We start from the raw sequence: 22,912 nt of genomic DNA, 5'->3' as shown, positions 1-22,912 counted from the left end.
GATTTTTTTCTTTAAGATAACACAATTAGGGAATAGACAAGTAAAGCGCTATCTAATTGGAGGTATATAACCAATGGAAATTAAATCAGTAACAACCGAAGATATAAAGGAACTGCAAATCATCAGTTATCGAACTTTTGACGATACTTTCAGAGAAATGAACCAGCCTGAGAATTTAAAAGCATATTTAGATTCATCTTTTACTGAAGAACAATTGCGCAGTGAACTTGAAGACCCGCATTCTTATTTTTACTTTTTATACGACAATGATAAAATAGTCGGCTATTTGAAAATGAATGGACCTGGTGCACAAACTGAAGATGTCGCATCGGATTCTATTGAAATCGAACGCCTATATATTTTAAAGAACTATCAACGTTACGGTTATGGCAAGAAATTATTGAACTTTGCGATTAAGTTTGCGGTTGAAGAAGGCAAGAAAAGTATTTGGTTGGGGGTTTGGGAGAAAAATACGCAAGCCATCGGATTTTACGAGCATCTCGGTTTTAAAAAGATTACAGAACATGATTTCATGATGGGAGAAGAACGACAAACTGATTATATATTAGCGCATTCTTTACAATAAAACAGTACAAAAAAATGCCCGCTTTTATGCTTCGTTGCGTAACAGCGGGCATTATTATTTATACTTCGTAATCATTGCCAAAGTCCCATTCTTCAAAGAAAGCTTTGACAAATTGTTCCATTAACTGATGTCTGCGCTGAGCTAAGTAGCTGGCAGTTTCAGTGTGCATCAAATCTTTTAATTTAAAGAGTTTGTCATAAAAGTGTTTGATGGCTGAAGGATTGTAGCCTTTTAGCGTTTGGTCTGGACTGATATCATCAGGTACTGTGCCTTCCCACATCGGTTCATTAAAGTGGCCGGCAAATTGGAAAGTACGTGCAATACCGATTGCACCGATGGCATCTAAGCGATCTGCATCTTTGACAATATAGCCTTCAGGAGAAAGCTGTTTATGTTCATTAGTACCGTTTCGGTAACTGATATTTAAAATAATGTCTAAGATTTTCTGCTGAAGACTCTCTTTTACTTCAATACGGTTTAAAAAGGATTGAAGGTCAGATAGCGCTGTTGTTTCATCTGTGAGTTTAGTATCAACTGTGTCATGCAATAAAGCTGCCATTTGTATGATAAAAGGATTGCCGTAACCTTCTTGTTCAGAGATGAATAATGCCATACGTACGACACGCATTACATGCGCAATATCATGGCCTGAACTGTCTGATTCATGGAAGTCTCGCATATAAGTTTCAGCTGCTTTTAATTGTTGATATTGATTCATTCTAGGTCATACTCCTTTTGGTTTATAAAATAGGTGAAATCAAATTCGCGATAGCTTCTTTGAATTTTACCCAAAGACTGCGCTGGCTATAACGTTCTTGTGTTAGTTCAGAAGAGAGCTCTAAATCTCTGTCGAATTGATCACGTAATTGCATAGCAATTTGTTTATCATAAATAAACGCATTGATTTCAAAATTCAGTGTAAAGCTTCTGTGGTCCATATTCGCGGTACCGACACTTGCGACTTCATCATCAATAATCATCATTTTCGAATGCAAGAAGCCGTTGTCGTAATGATATACTTTTACCCCAGAAGCAAGCAGTGATGCTACGTTTTTTAATGTTGCAAAGAAGACGAAAGGATGATCCGGTTTGTTCGGAATCATAATGGTAACGTCAACACCGCCGAGCGCTGCAATAGACACAGCATCCATAAAGGCTTGGTCTGGAATAAAGTAAGGGGACTGAATTTGAATAGATTTCTTCGCTGAAGTAATCATTTTCAAGTAACCGTATTTAATTTGTTCCCATTCTTCGTCTGGACCGCTGGATGCAATCTGCACCCCTATGGAACTGCCTGTATCAATATCAGGGAAGTAGCGATCTGAATACGTGATATTGTCACGTTTTGCTTGCGAGTTCCAGTCTAATATAAAACGCAGCTGCAAAGCGTTGACCGCATCTCCTACAATTCTTAAATGCGTATCTCTCCAGTAACCGAAACGTTTAGATAAACCTAAATATTCTTTTCCGACATTAAAGCCGCCGACATAGCCGATTGTGCCGTCGATTACTACTATTTTACGGTGATTTCTGTTATTGAGACGGAAGTTTATCAAAGGCAGTTTAGAAGGGAAGAAAGATTCTACTTGTCCGCCTTTACGTCGGAATTCATCAAAGTCTTTCAATGTTAAACCTCTGGAACCCATGTCGTCATACAGCATCTTCACTTCTAAGCCCTCATTCAGTTTGTTTTCTAAAGCTTGTAAAATGCGTTTTCCGAGCTTATCGTTTCTGAATATGTAATATTCGATATGGATGTAATCTTTGGCATTCTCGATATCTTTAATTAATGCATCAAACTTTTCATGGCCATCTGTAAAAATGGTCATTTCGTTGTCTGTAGTCAAGAATGCGGAGTTATTGTACAACAACATTTGTACCATTGATTTGTGTTTAACGATTTCATGGTTCCCTTTAGAGAATTCAGATGTCTTTAATGCCTCTAATTGTTCATTGACAATCGCCTCTAAACCAATTCGATCTTCTTCGTCTAATGAGAAGATATGATCTTTTTGGATTTGACGGCCGAGCAGTAAATAGAGAATGAATCCAATTACAGGCAGAAATACAAGTACTAGAATCCATGCCCAAATCGAACCTGCTGATCTTCTTTCCATAAAAATAATAGTAAATGCGAAGATAAGGTTTAATACAAAGCACGCTATCAAGATAATATTAATGGCTAAGTTCGCTTGATAGGGTACGAAATCAAAATTATACATAATGTAACCTCCACATCATTTACCAGCAGTATTTGTAAGTTTGTATCAACTGATAATGAACTAATTGTAACACAGCGGTGATAGATACGACATAGTTTGACATATACCTATATAGGGTATATGATAAATGTGAAAGCAAAACTAGGACGGGGAGGTTATGATATGGCTCAAGTTGATAAAGCACATCATTCAGAACAAATTAAATCCAACCTTAAAGCACGTCTTAATCGTATTGAAGGCCAAGTCAGAGCCATTAATCGTATGATAGATGAAGATGTCTACTGCGATGATGTATTGACACAAATCAGAGCAACACGTTCTGCGTTGAACAGTGTAGCGGTCAGATTGCTAGATCATCACATGAAAGGTTGTATTATGCACAAAGTGGATGATGGCAACCCTGAAGAAGCAATGGAAGAATTGCTTGTGACCGTCCAAAAATTAATTAAAGATTAATAAAGGAGTTTATCATGCAAACTAGTGTGATTCGCATCAGCGGAATGGAAACGATAGAACAGCAAGAAATGCTGAAAGAACATCTTGAAGCGATGATTGGTGTTTATGAAGTACAAGTTGATCTTGATACGAATGAAGTAAAAGCAAGCTTTAAAACACCTATCAGTCTGAATAACTTAGAGAAAGAAATTTACGATCAAGGTTATCAAATATTAAATTAATGGTAAGGAGTGTTCTATTATGGAAAAACAATTAAAAGTAGAAGGTATGAGTTGCGGACATTGTAAAGCAGCAGTAGAGGATGCAGTAGGTAAAGTAGAAGGCGTAGATAAAGTCGACGCAAATCCTGATGCAAATACTGTAGATGTTGCATATAATGGTGACGATGCAGTGTTATCTCAAGTAGAATCAGCAATTTATGATGCAGGTTACGATGTTGTAAAATAATAAAGGTGAATAGAGGCTTAAGTTATGGATGTAACTGAGCCTCATTTTTTCAAAAAATAATATACCTCTATAGGGTATAGGAGTGGATTAATAATGGAAAAAGCAGAGTTTAAAATTTCAGGTATGACCTGTGCTGCTTGTTCTGCACGTATTGAGCGGGTACTCAGTCGTACGGAAGGGATTGACCAAGCTAACGTCAACCTTGTGACTGAAAAAGCATCTGTTGCTTTTGATAAAGATAACGTCGATATTCAGCAAATCTTCGAGAAAGTGAAACAATTAGGTTATGAACCGATTGCTATAGAAACGGCAGACCAAGCGCAACAACGTAAACAAAAAGAATTGAATCGTCAAAAAATGAAGTTTATCATTGCGATGATATTATCACTGCCGTTGTTATATACGATGGTAGGGCATTTCAGTTTCTTAAGCTTTATCCCTCTGCCGCATGTGATGACTGAACCTTGGTTCCAATTCATCTTAGCAACACCTGTCCAATTTATTTTAGGTTGGCAATTCTATAAAGGTGCTTATGGTGCCTTGCGCAATAAAAGTGCCAATATGGATGTACTCGTTGCTTTAGGTACCTCGGCAGCGTACTTTTACAGTATCTATATGTGGATTATCCATGCAGGCGAACAGCATATTCCGTTATATTTTGAAACCAGTGCTGTATTAATTACATTGATACTGTTGGGCAAATATTTCGAAGCAAAAGCTAAAGGACATGCGAGTGATGCGATTAATAAACTGCTTTCGCTGCAAGTGAAAGAAGCGCGTGTAGAAAGAGACGGAGAAGCGGTAGAAGTGCCTGTCGACCAAGTAAAACAAGGTGATATCTTACTGATTAAAAGCGGTGAATATGTGCCTTTAGATGGTGAAATTATCGAAGGGGATACCAGTATCGATGAATCGATGCTGACAGGTGAAAGTATTCCTGTAGATAAAGCAGCAGGTGATGAAGTCATCGGTGCAACTTTAAACCACGGCAACTTTATTAAAGTTAAAGTAACGCACACTGGCGATGATTTAGTCTTGAATCAAATCATTAAAATTGTTGAAGAAGCTCAAGGCGAAAAACCAAACATTCAACGATTGGCAGATAAAATTTCAGGTATCTTCGTACCAACAGTACTAGGCATTGCCTTAGTCGTATTTATTATCTGGTTCAGTCTAGTCACACCGCTTGATTTCCAATCAAGTTTAGAAGTGTTTATCGCTGTGATTGTGATTGCTTGTCCTTGTGCATTAGGGCTTGCGACACCTACTTCAATCATGGCAGGTTCTGGACGTTCAGCTGAACTAGGTGTGCTTTTCAAATCTTCAGAGGCACTAGAACAAACACAAAATGTGGATACGATTGTCTTTGATAAAACAGGAACATTAACAGAAGGACAACCTTCTGTGTATAAAGTCATTGATAACACAGATAACCAGCAATTCGGTACGCTAGTGAAAAGTTTGGAAGTACAATCTGAACATCCTTTATCTCAAGCAATCACTGAGTACTATCAAGATGTGCCTAATTTAATTGTAGAAAATTATCAAACACATCCAGGCAACGGTATCAGCGGTATAATTAATCAACAAGCTGTCAAAGTCGGATCGCAAAGCTTTATTCAACCAGATTTAAAAGAATGGGATCAAGCATTAGAAGCACAAATCGAAACATTGCAGCAACAAGGTGCAACAGTCGTTCTTGCATCAATTGATGACCAATTTGCAGGTATGATTGCTTTAAGAGATGAGCCGAAATCAAGTGCGAAAGCATTAATCGAACACTTGAATCCTGATTATGAAATTGTAATGCTGAGCGGTGATAGTCAAGGTACTGCAGAAGCAATCGCAGAAGAACTTGGTATTCAACGTGTTATTGCAGGTGTCAAACCTGATCATAAAGCAGATGAGATTACGAAACTTCAAGAAGAAGGCAAGTATGTCATGATGGTTGGTGATGGTATCAACGATGCGCCGGCACTTGCTAAAAGCAATATTGGTTTAGCAATGGGTACTGGATCAGATATTGCTATCGAAGCGGGCGATATTATGATTGTCGGCGGAGATATCGAAAAAGTGGAAGTAGCTTTAGGTATGAGCGGCAAAACAATGAAAAATATCAAACAAAACCTATTCTTTGCATTTTGTTACAACGCAATCGGTATTCCAATTGCAGCATTCGGATTATTAGCCCCATGGGTAGCTGGTGCAGCAATGGCATTCAGCTCTGTCTCTGTCGTACTCAATGCATTACGACTTCAAAAGGTTAAATATCAAAAGAATTTACAAAATTAATGTAGTAATAGGAAAATTTTTAGGGTAGAATGTAAGTAACAATCATTTGTAATACGAAGATGGGGTGAACACGAATGAATAATAATACAGATAAACTACGTAATGTCGTTCAATTGTTATCTTCGCTAGGTGTTAATATTAAGAAAACGAAATCAAGATTAGAAATTATGCATACTTTGCCTAATACATCAGTTGCGACACCTAAATTAAAGTAAGAATAAAAACCGGTTATCGATTCGGACATTGTAAAATGTTCGACCGATAACCGGTTTTTTGTTGTGTATTAATGATTATATGATTTAGAACGCAAGAAGTCAGGTTGGTAAGGTACAGGTTGGTGATAATAAATAGATAGAATCACACCGACACCTGTCATTAAGCTCCATAAAGAACTGCCGCCGTAACTGATGAATGGAAGCGGGATCCCAGTAATCGGCAAGAGTTGTATTGTCATACCCATATTCTGTACTGCATGGAATAATACAAGTGTCATAAAGCCGATGATATAAATCTTATTATAAATCACAGTATTTTTCGTAGCTAAACGTACAAGGTGGAACATTAATACAATGAATAGAATAATCAGTACCACTGCTCCGATAAAGCCGAATTCTTCACCGACAACTGAAAAGATAAAGTCGGTATGGTTTTCAGGGATGTAGACTTCACCATGATTCAATCCCTTGCCGAATAATTGACCAGAACCGATGGCTTTAAGCGATTCAGTTAAATGGTAACCATCGCCTGAACTATAAGAATAAGGATCTAACCATGAAGCAATACGTCCTAATTGATATGTTTTAATTCCAAACCCATTTTCAATTAATGATGGTTTAAAGATAATAGATAGAATAAAGAAAGCACCGATAGATAAAATTGTTAAAAAGATAGGTGCCAAGATTTTCCAAGATATACCGCTGACAATCAGTACACCGACGACAATAGCTAGACAAACCAATGTAGTTCCCAAGTCATTTTGAAGGAAAATCAATATCATAGGAATACCAGAAACCACAAGCAATTTGAAGAACAGCTTGAAGTCTGTTTCTAATGATTTATTGAATGTGTATTTGTTATGTCGTGATACGATTTTAGCCAGCATTAAAATCAAGACGATTTTCATAAATTCAGATGGCTGAATACTGATCGGACCTAAACTATACCAGCTTTTTGCGCCGTTGATTGTCGGCGTAACAGCCGTTTCCGGCATAATCAGCAAAACAATAAGCAAAAAGCATAAAATGCCGTATAAAGTATACGTATATTTCATAATCCTTTTAGGCGAAACAACCATAATCCCCAGTGCGATAATAAACCCGAATATGTAATAGATAATTTGTTTGATACTGAAGTTCGCACTATATTGACCGCCGCCCATAGCGGATTGAATAAATAAAATACTGATCGCTGCAAATATCAGCAAGATGGCAATTAAAACCCAGTCAATGCGCCGTAACCATGATTTACTAGGTTGTTGACGTGAAGCTTTCATATATTAGATCTCCTTTAATCCACAATTTCACATCGGCAGAAAAGATGACAAGCCGCTTGTAACCGCTCTGCCTATATTATTTCTCTCTATGAAAAACTATAGCATATTTAATGTTTTACCTGTAGCTATTTCCTATTATATACCGTTTCATGAAATTGTGAATTTTCTTTCTCAGCTTTGACATGCAATAAGTGAGGCAATCGTGATAAAATAAAGTTTAATAATGCGTTTGGAGGAAAGAACATGGCTAAAGAAAATATATGTATCATTTATGGTGGAAAGAGTGCAGAACATGATGTTTCGATTTTGACTGCGCAAAATGTATTAAATGCTATCAATAAAGATGATTACCAAGTAGACATCATTTACATTACAAATGACGGTTCTTGGAAGAAGAAAGATAATATCACAGAAAGCATTGAAGATACTGAAACTTTACGCCTAGAAGATGTAGAAGAAGGTGAAATTTCAAGCTTGCTTACAAACAGCAGCTCTGGACAGCCATATTCAGCAGTGTTCCCGTTATTGCATGGACCAAATGGTGAAGATGGAACTATCCAAGGTCTGTTTGAAGTATTGGATTTACCGTATGTCGGCAACGGCGTACTTGCTGCATCAAGCACAATGGACAAACTAGTAATGAAGCAGCTTTTTGCACATAGAGGGCTGCCGCAGCTTCCATATGTCAGCTTTTTACGCAGCGAGTATGAAAAATATCAAAGCAATATCTTAAAACTTGTCCATGATAAATTAGAGTACCCAGTCTTTGTAAAACCAGCAAACTTAGGTTCAAGTGTAGGTATCAGCAAATGTAATAATGAAGAAGAATTAAAAGCAGGTATCGAAGAAGCCTTCCAATTCGACAGAAAGCTTGTAATCGAGCAAGGTGTTGTAGCACGTGAAATCGAAGTTGCTGTATTAGGCAATGACTATCCTGAAACTACAGAACCTGGAGAGGTTATTAAAGATGTTGCTTTCTACGATTATAAATCTAAGTACTTAGACGGCAATATCCAGCTTTCTATTCCGGCAAAACTAGATCCGGAAGTCAGCACAACATTAAGAAATATGGCAGTTGAAGCCTTTAAAGCAACTGACTGTGCTGGTTTATTGCGTGCAGACTTCTTCGTGACTGAAGACAACCAAATTTATATTAATGAAACGAATGCTATGCCTGGATTTACAAAATACAGTATGTATCCAAGTTTATGGGAAGGTATGGGCTTATCCTATGCTGACTTGATTACGAAACTGATTGAACTTGCGAAAGAGAAACATGTTGAAAAACAAAAGAACAAATATAAAATTGATTAAGGTAGTGTACTTGTAATGATAGAAGTAACATTAAAACAAATTAAAGAATGGATTCCCTGTGAAATTGATGAACAGTATTTAGAACATACGATTAAAGGCGCAGCAATTGATTCAAGAAAAATTGAAGCAGGCAATTTATTTATTCCGTTTAAAGGGGAAAATACAGACGGGCACCGTTTTGTTGAACAAGCATTGGCAGATGGTGCCGGTGCTGCCTTTTACCAAAACGATGCAAAACCAGAGACGCCTGTAGAAGGACCTATCATCTGGGTAGATGATACATTATTAGCATTGCAAGAGCTTGCCAAAGCATACTTGCAGTTAGTACAGCCTAAAGTGATTGCGGTCACAGGTTCTAATGGTAAAACAACAACAAAAGATATGATTGAAAGTGTCTTGAAGCCTAACTTCAAAGTGAAAAAGACACAAGGCAATTATAATAATGAAATCGGCATGCCTTTAACAATTCTTGAATTAGATCAAGATACGGAAATATCTATTTTAGAAATGGGTATGTCAGGCTTCCATCAAATTGAACTATTATCTGAAATTGCACAGCCGGATATTGCGGTAATTACGAATATCGGCGAATCGCATATGCAAGACCTTGGTTCAAGAGAAGGTATTGCAAGAGCGAAATTTGAGATAGTAGCCGGTTTAAAACCAGACGGTGTATTGCTTTATGATGGAGACGAGCCTTTATTAGTGCCGCATGTCAATACACTAGCAGACAAGCAAACAATCAGTATCGGATTAGGTTCTGAGAATGAAGTGGTCTGCAGTGTAGATCAACATGATGCATTCGGTATTGCGTTCAGTTTAAATGTCAGCGAACATTATCAAATACCGATTTTGGGTACGCATAATATGCGTAATGCAGCGATTGCAATTACAGTTGGCAAATTGTTAGGTTTATCATATGAAGTCATCAAAGAAAATATTGCGAAAGTACAATTAACACAAATGCGTATGGAATTGCATCGTACAGACTCAGGGATTGCTGTGATTAATGATGCTTATAATGCGAGTCCGACAAGCATGAAAGCAGCCATTGATACACTCGCAGCAATGGACGGACGCAAACTATTGATTTTAGCAGATGTATTAGAACTCGGCGAAAACAGTGCAGAGATGCATGCGTCAGTCGGTGCCTACTTAGAAAACAAAGGTATCGATATATTACTGACTTTCGGCGAAGAAGCAAAATATATTCATGAAGCTGGTCAAGCATTTGTAGAATCGGCACAACATTTTGATGATAAAACAGCATTGATTGATACAGTCCTTCAATCTGCTCAGCCTAAAGATAATATTTTAATCAAAGGTTCAAGAGGCATGGCTTTAGAAGAAGTTGCACAAGCACTATTAGAACAGAAATAATACAAAGTTAGTAAGATGGTGAAAAATTCTCAATACGAGAACTCCTATCATCTTACTAACTTTTTTGTTTTTAAGAGGAATTTGCGTTATTGCTATAATGGTCTCAAGGTGGTACTATATAGAAGTTGATGAAAAATTAAAGACAGGTGGGGGCGGGTGCTCATCAAGTTCTGTAATTCATACAGAATGAATGTTAAATTATTAACCGCTCATTTTTTATCATTTTTAGGATGAAAATGAAACTTATAGATGATGTATATCTACTGGATTGAAGAGAGCACAAAATCATCAAAGTCGTCTCGACCATATATAAAGGAGAATTATTTTGCAAAAATTTATAGATTTAGGTGTTTCAGAAAAAACTGCTGAAACGCTTGCTAATATGGGCTTCGAAGAACCGACTCCTATACAAAATGACAGTATACCGTTTGCATTGCACGGATTAGATATTCTAGGTCAAGCTCAAACAGGTACAGGTAAAACAGGAGCGTTTGGTATTCCATTAATCGAGAAAGTTGTAGGAAAAGACGGTATTCAAGCACTGATCTTAGCACCTACACGCGAATTAGCAATGCAAGTAGCTGAACAGTTAAGAGCATTCAGCCGCGGACAACGCGTACAAGTTGTGACAGTATTCGGCGGTATGCCAATCGGCCGTCAAATCAAAGCATTGAAAAAAGGCCCTCAAATCGTAGTGGGTACACCAGGACGTGTGATTGACCATTTAAATCGCCGTACGTTAAAAACTGATAATATTCACACATTGATTATTGATGAAGCGGATGAAATGATGAACATGGGCTTCATCGATGATATGAGATTCATTATGGATAATATTCCATCAGAAAATCGTCAAACAATGTTATTCTCTGCAACTATGCCGAAAGCTATTCAAGCATTAGTGCAGCAATTTATGAAAGACCCTAAAATTGTTAAAACAATGAATAACGAAATGTCAGATCCGCAAATTGACGAATACTACACGATTGTTAAAGAATTAGAGAAATTCGAAACATTTACAAACTTCTTAGATGTACATCAACCAGAACTTGCGATTGTATTCGGTCGTACAAAACGCCGTGTTGATGAATTAACAAGTGCGTTGATTTCTAAAGGTTATAAAGCAGAAGGCTTGCATGGCGATATCACACAAGCAAAACGTTTAGAAGTCTTGAAGAAATTCAAAAATGATCAAATCGATATCTTAGTTGCTACAGACGTTGCAGCACGTGGTTTAGACATTTCAGGTGTCAGCCATGTATACAACTTCGATATTCCTCAAGATACTGAAAGCTATACTCACCGTATTGGACGTACAGGCCGTGCTGGTAAAAAAGGTATCGCAGTTACATTTGTGAACCCGATTGAAATGGATTATATCCGTCAAATCGAACAAACAAACAACCGCCGAATGAGAGCTTTAAGACCGCCGCATCGTAAAGAAGTATTGCGTGCACGCGAAAACGACATTAAAGAAAAAGTAGAAAAATGGATGTCTCATGAACATTCAGAACGTCTGCAAAACATTTCATCTCAATTATTGAATGAATACAATGATGTTGAATTAGTCGCAGCGTTATTACAAGAGTTAGTGGAAGCGAATGATGAAGTAGAAGTACAATTAACATTCGAAAAACCATTAGCAAGAAAAGGACGTCAAAATTCTAAAGGACCTCGTCGCGGAGGCAAACCTTCAAACAAACGTTCTAACAACAAACACGATAACAAAAACCGTCGCGGCAAAGGCAAATTCAACAACAAGAAACAACGCAACGATAAAAAAGACCATAAGAAACCGATTAAAGGCCGTACATTTGCGGACTTGCAAAAATAATAGACGTGATTAAAATGTTACCGTTCCGATTAATTTCGGAGCGGTTTTTTTACATAATGTTCCATAAAATTGTTACAAAATGAGGTTAATCATTGTTAAACTATGATTAATACTAAAATTAAAATGAATAGGAGAGGCATAAAAAATGAAACAGCAAAGTCCTCGTCGTGTTATACAATATTATTACACGCGTTTTTTGATAGCGTTTCTTTTTTATCTGCTTATCTTTTTAGGTATCAGATGGATCAGTAATTACTTTCATTGGAACAGCTGGATTATCAACCTCTTGCTGGTGCTCTTGGTGATTGAGCTGCTCTATTTATGTATTCGGCCTTGGCTGCTTTGGAAGTATCGTCATTATCAAATTGAAAGCACAAATATTTCAACGATTAAAGATTTCTTCTTTAAAAAACAAGAGATTGTAAAGTTTGATCGTATTCAATATGTCGAACGAAAAAGCGGACCATTACTTAGATTATTTAAACTTTACGGTATTGTTGTGGTCACAGCAGGATATAAAATCGCACTGCCGTTATTGATGCATAAGACAGCAGAAGAAGTAGAAAAAATTTGTATACAAAAGCTTGAGGAGGTGGATGCTGATGTATAGTCCTCAGAAACTGCATCCATTGTCTTATCTCACAGGCTTGATTAAAACGATTAAACAAAATATCATCGTTATCATTTTATTCTTTATCAATATTAAGGATTTTAACTTTACGAATGTCCGAGAATATATTTGGCCTGCAGCGATGATAGGAATCTTCCTTATTTCTTTTATCATCAATGCATTAGCGGTATATTCAACGCGCTATTGGATAGAAGGTCATCACTTTGTCGTTATAGAAGGGGTTTTTAATAAGAAACGTAAAGAATTAGATATTCAACGTATTCAATCCTTTGACTCTTCACAAGATATTATCAGTCGAATCTTCGGCGGCATGATTATGGAAATCAAAACACCGAGCGATAGTATCCAATTAGAAATTGTCTCTAAAAAGCAATTTGAAGACATTGAACAAAATGTTAAAGCCGTACAGTATGCCAATGATCAGCCGGCAGAACAGAATGAAGCAGTTGAAGGTGCTGAAGATGAATCAAAATCGCAGCAATTGCTCTTTAAATTGTCGTTGAAAGAATTGATTTTAATGGCACTTTCCAGCGGGTCAATCGGTTTTGCGTTAGTTACACTGACACCAATACTCGGGACATTCCAAGAAATCATTCCATGGGAAAGTTTATTTAATCGTTTCGAATGGATTGCACATGCGGCATATGTGGCTGTAGCAGGTCTCGTTATTACAGCGCTGCTTGCGGCATACATTATCGGTGTCATTATAGAATTTGTACGCAGCTATGGTTATACATTGACTGAAGAAAATGAACAACTTCATATCAAGCATGGTTTATTAAGTGTTAAAACTGTGAACGTACCGATACGCAGAATACAAGCAGTTGTTGAAAAGCAATCTTTTATTCGCAGATTTATGGGTTATACTTCTATTTCGTTTATTATTACAAGCGATGGACACAGCTCTGAAGAATCAGAATCTGCATCAGGAGATGTTGTGATTTTACCGTTTATCAAAAGACAAAAAGCCTATGAAATGGTACAGCAGCTGGTACCGTCTATGGAATTTCAAGGTGTACCGACAGGATTGCCTAAAGGCGGGATACGCAGACATGCACAAATCGGTGTGGCTTTGTTGCTGATTGCTGGCGGAATTTGTACGTATTTCTGGTCAGTGTGGTATCTCGTTTTAGCAGCATTCATAAGTGTGTTGTTTATTGTGAACAGTATCATGACTGTGCTCTATTCTGGCTATATGACAGATGCATCATTATTAACAGTGAAGAAAACACAGCTGATGCGGACACGATATTTTTATGTGAAGAAGGATAAAATTATCGGTTTTGAAAAAGCACAAAATCTTTTCATGCAGCATGCCAAGTTGGCTGATTTCAACTTTAAGGCTGCACGTGGTTTATCCAGTATAGATATCGGGCTGCGGTTTATTCCTGACCGAGAAGCGGAGCGTTTGAAACAATGGTATATCAAGGAGGGTTATGATGAAACTGAATCGAATGGCACAAGAGGGTAAGAAAGTACTTGTTATTGCAGGGTTAATACGCACAGCATTGATTGCATTGGTATTGCTTAGTCTTGCCTTTTCAGACTTATACTGGTGGCACATAACGTCAGAGCGAGCTGTTAAATGGAACTTTATCATTACTGCTTGTGTCATTGTGGTTGCTATTATCATCGACTGCCTTATCAATCCATGGCTGAAAAAGAAACAACATGGCTATGTGCTTGAAAACAAAAAGATAATTGTACAAGAAGGCATGTTGTTTGTCAGCTTGAAACATATTCCGCTTTTCAGAATTCAAAACATAGATATTACTGAAGGATGGATCATGCGCAAATGGCAGCTGGCAACACTAACTTTATCCACAGCCGGCGGGAATAGTGATATTATTTTAATTAAAAGAACTACAGCACAAGCTATAATGGATGAAATCAAACAAAGTTCTCAAACTTTATATGAGTATGATATAGAAACAGGTGAGTAAATGATATACGGAATCGGAATAGATTTAATTGAAATCGAGCGTATTCAAACGATGCTGGAACGCCAAAAAAGATTGCCAGAGAAGATTTTAAGTGCAGATGAGCTTGAGAAATTCAATTCATTTTCGCATGAAAAGAGAAAAGCAGAATTTCTTGCAGGCCGTTTTGCATGCAAAGAAGCTTTCAGTAAAGCCTTGGGGACAGGGATCGGCAAACGCATCGGCTTTAAAGCAATCAACTGCAAAAATGATGAATTAGGACGACCTTTTATAGAATACGAAGGATTTAAAGTGCATGTCAGCATCTCGCATACTGAAAATTATGCGACAAGCCAAGTGATACTAGAGAAGATTTAGTACAATAAGAGTATTGCTAAAGTGTGAAAAGTAGTATTATAGTAGTAATACATTTTAACGGTTTTTAAAGGAGATGACACTATGGCGGATAAATTTTATCGGCCTACGTATCTTAAGGTAGATTTAGAAGCAATTTTAAAAAACTATCAAGTACTAGGTAAACTACAACCCAATAAACAAGTGATGCCTGTTATAAAAGCGAATGCCTATGGTATGGGCAGTGTCAAAGTTGCGCGCTGTTTAGAAGACAACGGCGCAGAGTTCTTTGCGGTAGCAACATTAGATGAAGCAATCGAACTGCGTATGAACGGCATTGATGCCAAAATTTTAATTCTAGGTGTGGTGATGCCGCATGATATTAATAAAGCGATTCAGCATCGTGTTGCATTAACAGTACCATCATATTCATGGCTGAAAGCAGCGATTGAACAAATTGATACATCTGTTGAAAAGGATTTATGGCTGCATGTCAAAATCGATACAGGAATGGGACGCTTAGGTATTAAATCAGTAGAAGATTACCAAAAGATTGTTAAAGAGATCAATCAGCATGAACATCTGATTTTTGAAGGTGTGTTTACACACTTTGCTCAAGCTGATGAAGATAGCCCGCATACTGCAGAGCAATATCAAATGTTTGAAGAATGGGTAACTACTTTACCACTTCCGCCTTATGTACATGCGCAAAATTCTGCAGGTACTATTTTGCATGAAGCACCGATTTGCAACATGGTCCGTACTGGTATTGCATTATATGGCTACTATCCATCTGAATATGTAAGAGAAAAGACACATGCGGTTTTGTATCCGTGTGCACAATGGCAGACTGAAATTATGGAAGTCAAACAACTGAATGTCGGTGACACAGTAAGCTATGGCTCAACTTATACAGCGGACCATAAAGTGAAATCAGCTGTATTAGGTGTAGGCTATGCAGATGGCTTTCCGCGTATGATGCAAGGTGCGACAGTTGAAATCAAAGGGCATCATTGCCCGATTATCGGCAGAGTCTGCATGGATCAGATGATGGTTGAATTACCTGAAGATGAAACGTTTCATGTCGGTGATACAGCAACTTTGCTCAACCGTGAACACGAGGGTCTGGAATCATTAACAGAGATGGCGAATAAACAGCAAACAATCAATTATGAAGTGTTATGCCGCATCAGCCGTCGTGTACCAAGAATTTATGAACCTGAAAAATTATTTGATATTGTCAACGAATTGCAAAAATAGTATGGTCATGAATTTTGAAATTTGTTATCATTAGTTTGAATATTAATTTAGCAGTTCTTTATTTCTTGGAGGTCTTACTTATGTCAACTTTTAATCAGAATAGAACTTATAGTTTGGAACAGTCATTAAAAGAAGGCTATTCACAAATGGCTGATTTAAATCTCTCCCTAGCAACGGAGGCATTTTCAGTTGAATGTGAAGCCTGTGATTGCAACGAATCTTATCTTGCATTCGACAAGGATGAATGATGAGGAGAGGCGATGTATATTTAGCTGATTTATCACCAGTGCAAGGTTCTGAACAAGGGGGAGTTAGACCTGTTGTAATTATACAAAATGACACTGGCAATAAGTACAGTCCGACGGTGATTGTAGCCGCAATTACCGGCCGTATTAACAAGGCAAAAATTCCAACACATGTGGAAATTGAAAAGAGTAAATATAAATTAGACAAAGATTCTGTTATCTTACTCGAACAGATTAGAACAGTTGATAAAAAACGTTTGAAAGAGAAACTGACTTATCTTTCAGATGAAAAGATGAAAGAAATTGACAATGCGATTGGAATCAGTTTGGGTTTAACTCACAAAAATTAAGAACCGATTGCAAACTTGATATTTAACAACTAAATGACAAACGGATATGTCAGTCTTGCTGAACAATCCAGTTCATCCATGAAATTAAGTTAAGAGGTTAAAAAACGATTTCAGCTTACTTAGCAATTTTGCTTATTGCTCGACTATGATCATAGCGTAATACAGCATTCTTACTATGATGCTGAAATTTGTTTTTTTCCTCTTTTTCTATGATGAACTTTATGTGTATTTAGTGTGTAGATTAAACAGAATATTGGGCAAAAACTGACATTTATAGAGAGGGCGATACAATGAAGGATTTTAAAAAAAGGTATTTGCAAATGATGCAATCATATGTAGAGTCCTATGATAAAGAAAAGATAACGAACCAATTCCAGGCGTTCGGCAAAGAAATCATCGAAAAGGACATTCAAGCAGAAGATGTATTGGATATTCATCGTGAATGTGCCAACGAGATGGATTTAAATAGAGATGAAATTCTGGCTACGTTCGAATTATTGAAAATAATTGCAAATGCATATGGCTTCAGCTACCAAGATTACCAAGAAATGGTAGATAAACTATACTACCATGACAAGGAAATGGATTTAGCTTCTCGTTTACAGCAAACAATGCTGCAAACAGAGATACCTCAATTTGACAGTATTCAAATCGGGGTTATTTCCGTAGCTGCACAAAAGGTAAGCGGAGATTATTTTAATTTAATCGATCATAAAGATGGGACAATGAGTTTCGCTGTTGCAGATGTCATCGGCAAAGGGATTCCTGCAGCACTTGCAATGAGTATGATTAAGTTCGGTATGGATTCCTATGGGCATTCGCAATTACCAAGCGACGGATTAAAACGATTGAATCGTGTTGTTGAAAAGAACGTTAACCAAGATATGTTCGTGACAATGTTTTACGGCTTGTATGAAGAAATGAATCATTTATTGTATTGCAGCTCAGCAGGACATGAGCCTGGTTATATCTTCAGAGCTGAACAAGATGAATTTGAAGAAATTTCTGTCAGAGGCAGAGTATTAGGCGTTAAACAATTAGAGCGTTATAAGCAGCAAGAGATTCCGATTTATTTAGACGATTTGATTATTATCTTTACAGATGGTGTGACTGAGATCAGAGATGAAAACGGCAAATTTATTGAAACAGATTATTTGTTAGATTTCATACATAAATACAAAAATCTGCATCCTCAAGACATTGTACAGTTATTATATGAAGAACTGTTAGGCATTCAGCCTTCAGGCAAACGAGATGACTTAACAATTTTAATTATTAAGCGCGTAAATTAAATAAAAGTGATTAACTTTTTAATAAAACGGGTAGATAAGTGTTTGAAATATGAACAGACTGGAGTGTATCATTGAATGAACTTGAATATAGAGACAAAAAAACATGATGAGTATTATGAAATTAAGGTCGGAGGAGAATTGGATGTCTATACTGTACCTGATTTAGAAAAGGTCTTGTCACCTATTAAACAAGAAGGTACACATGATGTTCATGTTAACTTAACGAATGTCAGCTACATGGATTCAACAGGTCTTGGTTTATTTGTTGGAACATTGAAAGCTTTAAATCAAAATGATAAAGAATTATATATTATCGGTGCTTCTGAGCGCATCAGCCGTTTATTTGAAATTACAGGCTTAAGCGACTTAATGCATGTAAACGAAGGATCGGAGGTAGAATGACATGGAAGCGAAGCGGAATGTAATTGAAATGAAGTTACCTGCACAAGCTGAATATGTCAGTTTAATTCGATTAACACTGTCAGGTGTATTCTCACGTGCCGGTGCTTCATACGATGATATTGAAGATGCAAAAATTGCAGTGAGCGAAGCAGTAACAAATGCAGTCAAGCATGCCTATAAAGGTGAAGATACAGATACTTCTATTTATTTATGCTTTGAAATTTACGAAGATAAAATCAGAGTCGTGATTTCTGACCAAGGTCAAAGTTTCGACTATGAAGAAAAGAAAAAAGAACTAGGGCCATATAAACAAAATGAAAACATCGACTTTTTAAGAGAAGGCGGCCTTGGTTTGTTCTTAATTGAATCACTTATGGATGAAGTTAAAGTAAACAAGGACAATGGTGTTACGATAAGCATGATTAAGTATATAAAAAAAGAGCAGGTGCACAATAATGGCGAAAGAGTCGAAATCAACTAACGATATTTCACCAGAACAAATCAACGAGTGGATCAGACAGCATCAAAATAATGAAAATACCAGTGCCCAAGACAAGCTTGTCAAACATTATCAGAAATTGATTGAATCTTTAGCTTTTAAGTATTCAAAGGGACAATCCCACCACGAAGATTTGGTTCAAGTAGGAATGGTAGGCTTGATAGGTGCAATCAATCGATTCGACATTAACTTCGGAAGAAAGTTTGAAGCTTTCTTGGTGCCTACTGTAATCGGTGAAATCAAAAGATATTTAAGAGATAAGACTTGGAGCGTTCATGTTCCAAGAAGAATTAAAGAAATTGGTCCGAGGATCAAAAAAACGACAGATGAATTGACTAATGAACTTGAGCGTTCGCCATCAATTGCTGAAATTGCAGACAGACTAGAAGTCACTGAAGAAGAAGTACTCGAAGCAATGGAGATGGGACAAAGTTATAATGCTTTAAGTGTGGATCATTCCATTGAAGCGGACAAAGACGGTTCAACAGTGACACTGCTGGATATTATGGGTGAACAAGAAGACGGTTATGATTTAACAGAAAAACGCATGATTCTTGAAAGAATTTTACCGATATTATCTGACAGAGAACGTGAAATCATTCAGTGTACGTTTATCGAAGGATTAAGTCAAAAAGAAACAGGTGAACGCATTGGTTTAAGCCAAATGCATGTTTCTCGTTTGCAGCGCAATGCGATTAAAAAACTTCAGCAAGCAGCAAAGAAATAAAGCAGCTTGTTGCAAATATGAATCTGATAACAGGACTGAAGTACGTATTCATGTATTTCAGTCCTGTTTGTATTTTGTGCTATCATGGAATCAAGAAAACGAAATTGAGGTGCCGATATTGAATAAAGAATTGATTAACTCAATCGAAAAACAACATAACTTTTCTACCAAACAAATTACAGAAGTGCTTGCACTTTTAGAAGAAAATAATACTGTTCCGTTTATCGCGAGATATCGTAAAGAACGTACGGGCGGATTAGATGAAGTTGAAATCAAGAAAATAGCGGATGAATACCACTATATGGAGCAGCTTCAAAAAAGAAAAGAAGAAGTCTTACATAATATTGAACAACAAGGACTTTTAGATGCACAATTGAAAGCTGATATTTTAAAACAAACTAAATTGCAGCGTGTAGAAGATTTATACAGACCATTTAAACAAAAGAAAAAGACACGTGCCACAGAAGCAAAAAGGAAAGGATTAGAACCTTTAGCTAAATGGCTGATGCAAAAAAGTATCGATCAATCACCTGCTGATTATGCTGCAGCTTTTATCAACGATGAAGTAGAAAGTGCACAAGCAGCATTAGCAGGAGCACAAGATATTATCGCTGAATGGGTATCAGATAATCCTAAATATAGAAATAAAATCTTAACGCAAACACAAAAGCGCGGCTTGATTACGAGTCAGAAAAAGAAAAAAGCTGAAGATGAACAAAAGACATACGAAATGTATTATGACTTCTCAGAACCAATCAATAAAGTCGCAAATCATCGTATCTTAGCAATGAACCGCGGAGAAAAGGAAAAAGTATTAACCGTTAAAATAGAAATGGATACGAGCAGCATCGAACGTGATATTGAAAGACAAGAAGTCAAAGGCAATCATGAAGGCAGTCAATATATTAAAGATGCTATACAAGATAGTATGAAACGTTTGATTATGCCTTCAATCGAGCGAGAAATCCGTTCTGATTTAACTACGAAAGCTGAAGATCATGCTATTGAGGTCTTTAGTGTGAACCTCAAACATTTGTTATTGCAGCCGCCGTTGAAAGGCAAACAAATTTTAGGTGTCGACCCGGCTTTCAGAACAGGGTGCAAGCTTGCTGTAATCAATCCATACGGAACATTTATTGCTAAAGGTGTGATGTATCCGCATCCGCCTGTGAATAAAAAGCAGCAAGCAGAAAAAACATTCTTGCAGTTCGTAAATGATTACGATGTGAAGCTTGTTGCCATCGGTAATGGTACAGCAAGCAGAGAAACAGAACAATTTGTGGCGGACTTGATTCAAAAACATCACTTAGATGTGCAATTTATTATTGTAAATGAAGCAGGGGCTTCTGTTTATTCAGCATCTGAAATTGCACGTTCTGAATTCCCTGACTTCCAAGTTGAGGAACGCAGTGCTGTGTCAATAGGTCGTCGTGTACAAGATCCATTAAGCGAATTAGTAAAAATCGATCCGAAATCTATCGGTGTCGGACAATATCAGCATGATGTGAATCAAAAGGCATTAGAAAATGCTTTGGATTTTGTTGTGGAAACAGCAGTTAACCAAGTCGGTGTAGATGTTAATACAGCATCACGTTCATTATTGCAGCACGTATCAGGTTTATCTCCGCAAATCGCACAGAATATTATTGATTTCCGTGAAGAGAACGGTGCAATTGATCATCATAAGCAAATTGCGAAAGTTAAACGCTTAGGGCCGAAAACTTTTGAACAAAGTATTGGTTTCTTGCGTATCGTTAATGGCAAAGAGCCGCTTGATAATACAGCGATTCATCCAGAAAGCTATAACATAGCATACCAATTGCTGGAACAAGAAGGTCTGAGTGCAGAGGATTTAGGCACAAAACAATTAAAAGATGCACTGAACAAAATTGATATGAAAGCAGCAGCTGAAAAGTTAGAGGTAGGATTACCGACACTTGAAGATATCGTCTCAGCTTTAATTGCGCCGAACCGAGATCCGCGTGATGAATACGAAACACCGATTTTAAAATCGAACGTATTGTCTTTAGAAGATTTAACTAAAGGAATGAAACTAAGCGGAACAGTACGCAACGTTGTAGACTTTGGAGCGTTTGTAGATGTCGGTGTAAAACAAGATGGTTTAGTACACATTTCGCAACTCTCTAAACGTTTCGTCAAAAATCCTATGGATGTCGTCAATGTCGGCGATATTGTAGATGTATGGGTGCTAGATACAGATACAGTTAAAAATAAAGTTTCATTAACGATGATTAACCCAAATGACTGAGCAATGGATGAATAATGAAAGATTGCAGCAGCTGACAGAAAAGATTTCCAAAGAAGTATTCAACTGGGAGTTTAAGCATCAGGCGTATTTTAATAATCGGCTAAGAACGACAGGCGGCAGATATTTACTGCAATCTCACAATATCGAGATTAATCCAAAGCAATATGAAAAGTTTGGAGAAGCGGCAATTATAGACATTATTAAACATGAGTTGTGCCACTACCATCTGCATTTGCAAAAGAGGGGTTACCAACATAAAGATGCTGATTTTAAACAATTAAGTCAGCAAGTTGGTGCACCGAGGTTTTGCAGTGCGATAAAAAGCTATGAAGAAAGAGCGAATTATATCTATCAGTGCAGAAAATGCAAAAAATCATTTCCAAGAATTAAAAAAGTAAACACACAGAGAATGGTATGCGGACATTGCCATGGAAAACTGCAGCTGGTTAAGAAACTGAAATAATAAAAATGAACGCTGTGCATTAAGGCTTGAACGTGTCACAATGCACAGCGTTTCTATGTGTATAGAAGAAATTTGAAAAAAGATGAAAAAAATCGAGGTTTCATGTTGACTTAGGATAATGAATGTTATATGATAGTTCATGTCCTAAAAAAACACATTAAAAATTTGAAACGAACTTTAACGGCTTGTTAAAAACTTTTAAAAAGTTATTGACAAGAGATTACGAAAGTATTACAATAGAGTACGTTGTTAAATTAAGTAATTGATGAATTTAACCCAAGCGGTCGTGGCGGAATGGCAGACGCGCTAGGTTGAGGGCCTAGTGGGAGAGATCCCGTGGAGGTTCAAGTCCTCTCGGCCGCATCAAATTTCATTGATTACACGAGTAATTATGCGGGTGTAGTTTAATGGCAAAACCTCAGCCTTCCAAGCTGATGTTGTGGGTTCGATTCCCATCACCCGCTCCAAAAATGATTTT

General features: G+C 37.1%; 25 protein-coding genes and 2 tRNA genes. 24 read left to right on the top strand and 3 right to left on the bottom strand.

Translation table 11 applies throughout. The features are described from left to right. Positions 1-73: 73 nt before the first annotated feature. Positions 74-586 carry a GNAT family N-acetyltransferase gene (locus tag C7N65_RS09865; RefSeq protein WP_105994310.1) on the top strand — a complete coding sequence of 171 codons (513 nt, stop codon included), beginning with the start codon at positions 74-76 and terminating at the stop codon, positions 584-586. Between the two features lie 58 nt (positions 587-644). On the opposite strand, the gene C7N65_RS09860 is transcribed toward C7N65_RS09865, so the two are convergent. Further along, positions 645-1,304: an HD domain-containing protein gene (locus C7N65_RS09860; RefSeq protein WP_105994309.1), complete on the bottom strand. Its 660-nt coding sequence runs from the start codon at positions 1,302-1,304 to the stop codon at positions 645-647. A 22-nt stretch (positions 1,305-1,326) separates the two neighbouring features. Beyond that, positions 1,327-2,808 carry a cardiolipin synthase gene (cls, locus tag C7N65_RS09855; protein ID WP_105994308.1) on the bottom strand — a complete coding sequence of 494 codons (1,482 nt, stop codon included), beginning with the start codon at positions 2,806-2,808 and terminating at the stop codon, positions 1,327-1,329. A gap of 162 nt (positions 2,809-2,970) precedes the next feature. On the opposite strand from cls, the gene csoR reads away from it, so the two are divergent. The 5 genes from csoR to C7N65_RS12620 all read left to right on the top strand — a co-directional run bounded on the left by csoR (position 2,971) and on the right by C7N65_RS12620 (position 6,218). After that, positions 2,971-3,264 carry a copper-sensing transcriptional repressor CsoR gene (gene csoR / locus C7N65_RS09850; protein ID WP_105994307.1) on the top strand — a complete coding sequence of 98 codons (294 nt, stop codon included), beginning with the start codon at positions 2,971-2,973 and terminating at the stop codon, positions 3,262-3,264. 14 nt (positions 3,265-3,278) lie between these two features. Next, positions 3,279-3,485, top strand: coding sequence for a putative copper chaperone CsoZ (csoZ, locus tag C7N65_RS09845; protein ID WP_105994306.1), 207 nt, complete (start codon positions 3,279-3,281; stop codon positions 3,483-3,485). A gap of 19 nt (positions 3,486-3,504) precedes the next feature. Continuing rightward, positions 3,505-3,711: a copper ion binding protein gene (locus tag C7N65_RS12735; protein WP_114602959.1), complete on the top strand. Its 207-nt coding sequence runs from the start codon at positions 3,505-3,507 to the stop codon at positions 3,709-3,711. Positions 3,712-3,804: 93 nt separating this feature from the next. Next, complete coding sequence (locus tag C7N65_RS09840) at positions 3,805-6,003, top strand: heavy metal translocating P-type ATPase (protein ID WP_234019079.1); 2,199 nt, start codon at positions 3,805-3,807, stop codon at positions 6,001-6,003. Positions 6,004-6,077: 74 nt separating this feature from the next. Then, entirely contained in the window at positions 6,078-6,218 is a 141-nt protein-coding gene (locus C7N65_RS12620; protein ID WP_023016106.1) for an Lmo0850 family protein, read from the top strand. 68 nt (positions 6,219-6,286) lie between these two features. Here the strand turns inward: C7N65_RS12620 and C7N65_RS09835 are convergent, their stop codons facing one another. Continuing rightward, positions 6,287-7,495 carry an FtsW/RodA/SpoVE family cell cycle protein gene (locus tag C7N65_RS09835; protein WP_105994305.1) on the bottom strand — a complete coding sequence of 403 codons (1,209 nt, stop codon included), beginning with the start codon at positions 7,493-7,495 and terminating at the stop codon, positions 6,287-6,289. A 243-nt stretch (positions 7,496-7,738) separates the two neighbouring features. Between C7N65_RS09835 and C7N65_RS09830 the strand changes: the two genes are divergently transcribed. The 18 genes from C7N65_RS09830 (at position 7,739) to C7N65_RS09745 (ending at position 22,901) form a co-directional block, all read left to right on the top strand. Beyond that, complete coding sequence (locus C7N65_RS09830) at positions 7,739-8,809, top strand: D-alanine--D-alanine ligase (protein ID WP_105994304.1); 1,071 nt, start codon at positions 7,739-7,741, stop codon at positions 8,807-8,809. A gap of 15 nt (positions 8,810-8,824) precedes the next feature. Continuing rightward, positions 8,825-10,189, top strand: a complete 1,365-nt coding sequence (locus tag C7N65_RS09825; RefSeq protein WP_105994303.1) for a UDP-N-acetylmuramoyl-tripeptide--D-alanyl-D-alanine ligase — start codon at positions 8,825-8,827, stop codon at positions 10,187-10,189. 325 nt (positions 10,190-10,514) lie between these two features. Continuing rightward, complete coding sequence (gene cshA, locus C7N65_RS09820) at positions 10,515-12,023, top strand: degradosome RNA helicase CshA (protein ID WP_105994302.1); 1,509 nt, start codon at positions 10,515-10,517, stop codon at positions 12,021-12,023. Between the two features lie 145 nt (positions 12,024-12,168). Continuing rightward, on the top strand, positions 12,169-12,633 hold the full coding sequence (locus C7N65_RS09815) for a PH domain-containing protein (RefSeq protein WP_105994301.1): 465 nt from the start codon (positions 12,169-12,171) through the stop codon (positions 12,631-12,633). After that, entirely contained in the window at positions 12,626-14,125 is a 1,500-nt protein-coding gene (locus C7N65_RS09810) for a PH domain-containing protein (RefSeq protein WP_105994300.1), read from the top strand. The genes C7N65_RS09815 and C7N65_RS09810 overlap by 8 nt, the downstream gene beginning before the upstream one ends. Then, positions 14,094-14,597 carry a PH domain-containing protein gene (locus C7N65_RS09805; RefSeq protein ID WP_234019078.1) on the top strand — a complete coding sequence of 168 codons (504 nt, stop codon included), beginning with the start codon at positions 14,094-14,096 and terminating at the stop codon, positions 14,595-14,597. The genes C7N65_RS09810 and C7N65_RS09805 overlap by 32 nt, the downstream gene beginning before the upstream one ends. After that, on the top strand, positions 14,598-14,951 hold the full coding sequence (acpS, locus tag C7N65_RS09800; protein WP_105994299.1) for a holo-ACP synthase: 354 nt from the start codon (positions 14,598-14,600) through the stop codon (positions 14,949-14,951). A gap of 81 nt (positions 14,952-15,032) precedes the next feature. Further along, complete coding sequence (gene alr, locus C7N65_RS09795) at positions 15,033-16,187, top strand: alanine racemase (protein ID WP_105994298.1); 1,155 nt, start codon at positions 15,033-15,035, stop codon at positions 16,185-16,187. Between the two features lie 80 nt (positions 16,188-16,267). Continuing rightward, positions 16,268-16,435: a type II toxin-antitoxin system antitoxin MazE gene (gene mazE / locus C7N65_RS09790; RefSeq protein WP_105994297.1), complete on the top strand. Its 168-nt coding sequence runs from the start codon at positions 16,268-16,270 to the stop codon at positions 16,433-16,435. Then, on the top strand, positions 16,432-16,782 hold the full coding sequence (locus C7N65_RS09785; protein ID WP_031262808.1) for a type II toxin-antitoxin system PemK/MazF family toxin: 351 nt from the start codon (positions 16,432-16,434) through the stop codon (positions 16,780-16,782). Before mazE ends, C7N65_RS09785 begins: the two co-directional genes overlap by 4 nt. A 290-nt stretch (positions 16,783-17,072) precedes the next feature. Further along, positions 17,073-18,074 carry a SpoIIE family protein phosphatase gene (locus C7N65_RS09780; RefSeq protein ID WP_105994296.1) on the top strand — a complete coding sequence of 334 codons (1,002 nt, stop codon included), beginning with the start codon at positions 17,073-17,075 and terminating at the stop codon, positions 18,072-18,074. Between the two features lie 75 nt (positions 18,075-18,149). After that, a complete protein-coding gene (locus C7N65_RS09775) occupies positions 18,150-18,476 on the top strand; it encodes an anti-sigma factor antagonist (protein WP_105994295.1) in 327 nt (108 codons plus the stop codon). A 1-nt stretch (position 18,477) separates the two neighbouring features. Beyond that, positions 18,478-18,957, top strand: coding sequence for an anti-sigma B factor RsbW (gene rsbW, locus C7N65_RS09770; protein WP_105994294.1), 480 nt, complete (start codon positions 18,478-18,480; stop codon positions 18,955-18,957). After that, positions 18,932-19,702, top strand: coding sequence for an RNA polymerase sigma factor SigB (gene sigB / locus C7N65_RS09765; RefSeq protein ID WP_105994293.1), 771 nt, complete (start codon positions 18,932-18,934; stop codon positions 19,700-19,702). Before rsbW ends, sigB begins: the two co-directional genes overlap by 26 nt. Positions 19,703-19,820: 118 nt before the next feature. Further along, positions 19,821-21,971, top strand: coding sequence for a Tex family protein (locus C7N65_RS09760; RefSeq protein WP_105994292.1), 2,151 nt, complete (start codon positions 19,821-19,823; stop codon positions 21,969-21,971). 7 nt (positions 21,972-21,978) lie between these two features. Beyond that, positions 21,979-22,434, top strand: coding sequence for a SprT family protein (locus tag C7N65_RS09755; RefSeq protein WP_105994383.1), 456 nt, complete (start codon positions 21,979-21,981; stop codon positions 22,432-22,434). A 280-nt stretch (positions 22,435-22,714) separates the two neighbouring features. Next, positions 22,715-22,797, top strand: a tRNA-Leu gene (locus C7N65_RS09750). A gap of 30 nt (positions 22,798-22,827) precedes the next feature. Beyond that, positions 22,828-22,901, top strand: a tRNA-Gly gene (locus tag C7N65_RS09745). Positions 22,902-22,912 lie beyond the last annotated feature (11 nt).

Origin of the sequence: Staphylococcus simulans (assembly GCF_002994445.1) — a bacterium.
Lineage (GTDB): Bacteria > Bacillota > Bacilli > Staphylococcales > Staphylococcaceae > Staphylococcus > Staphylococcus simulans_B.
This window is presented reverse-complemented; position numbering and strand designations above follow the sequence as displayed.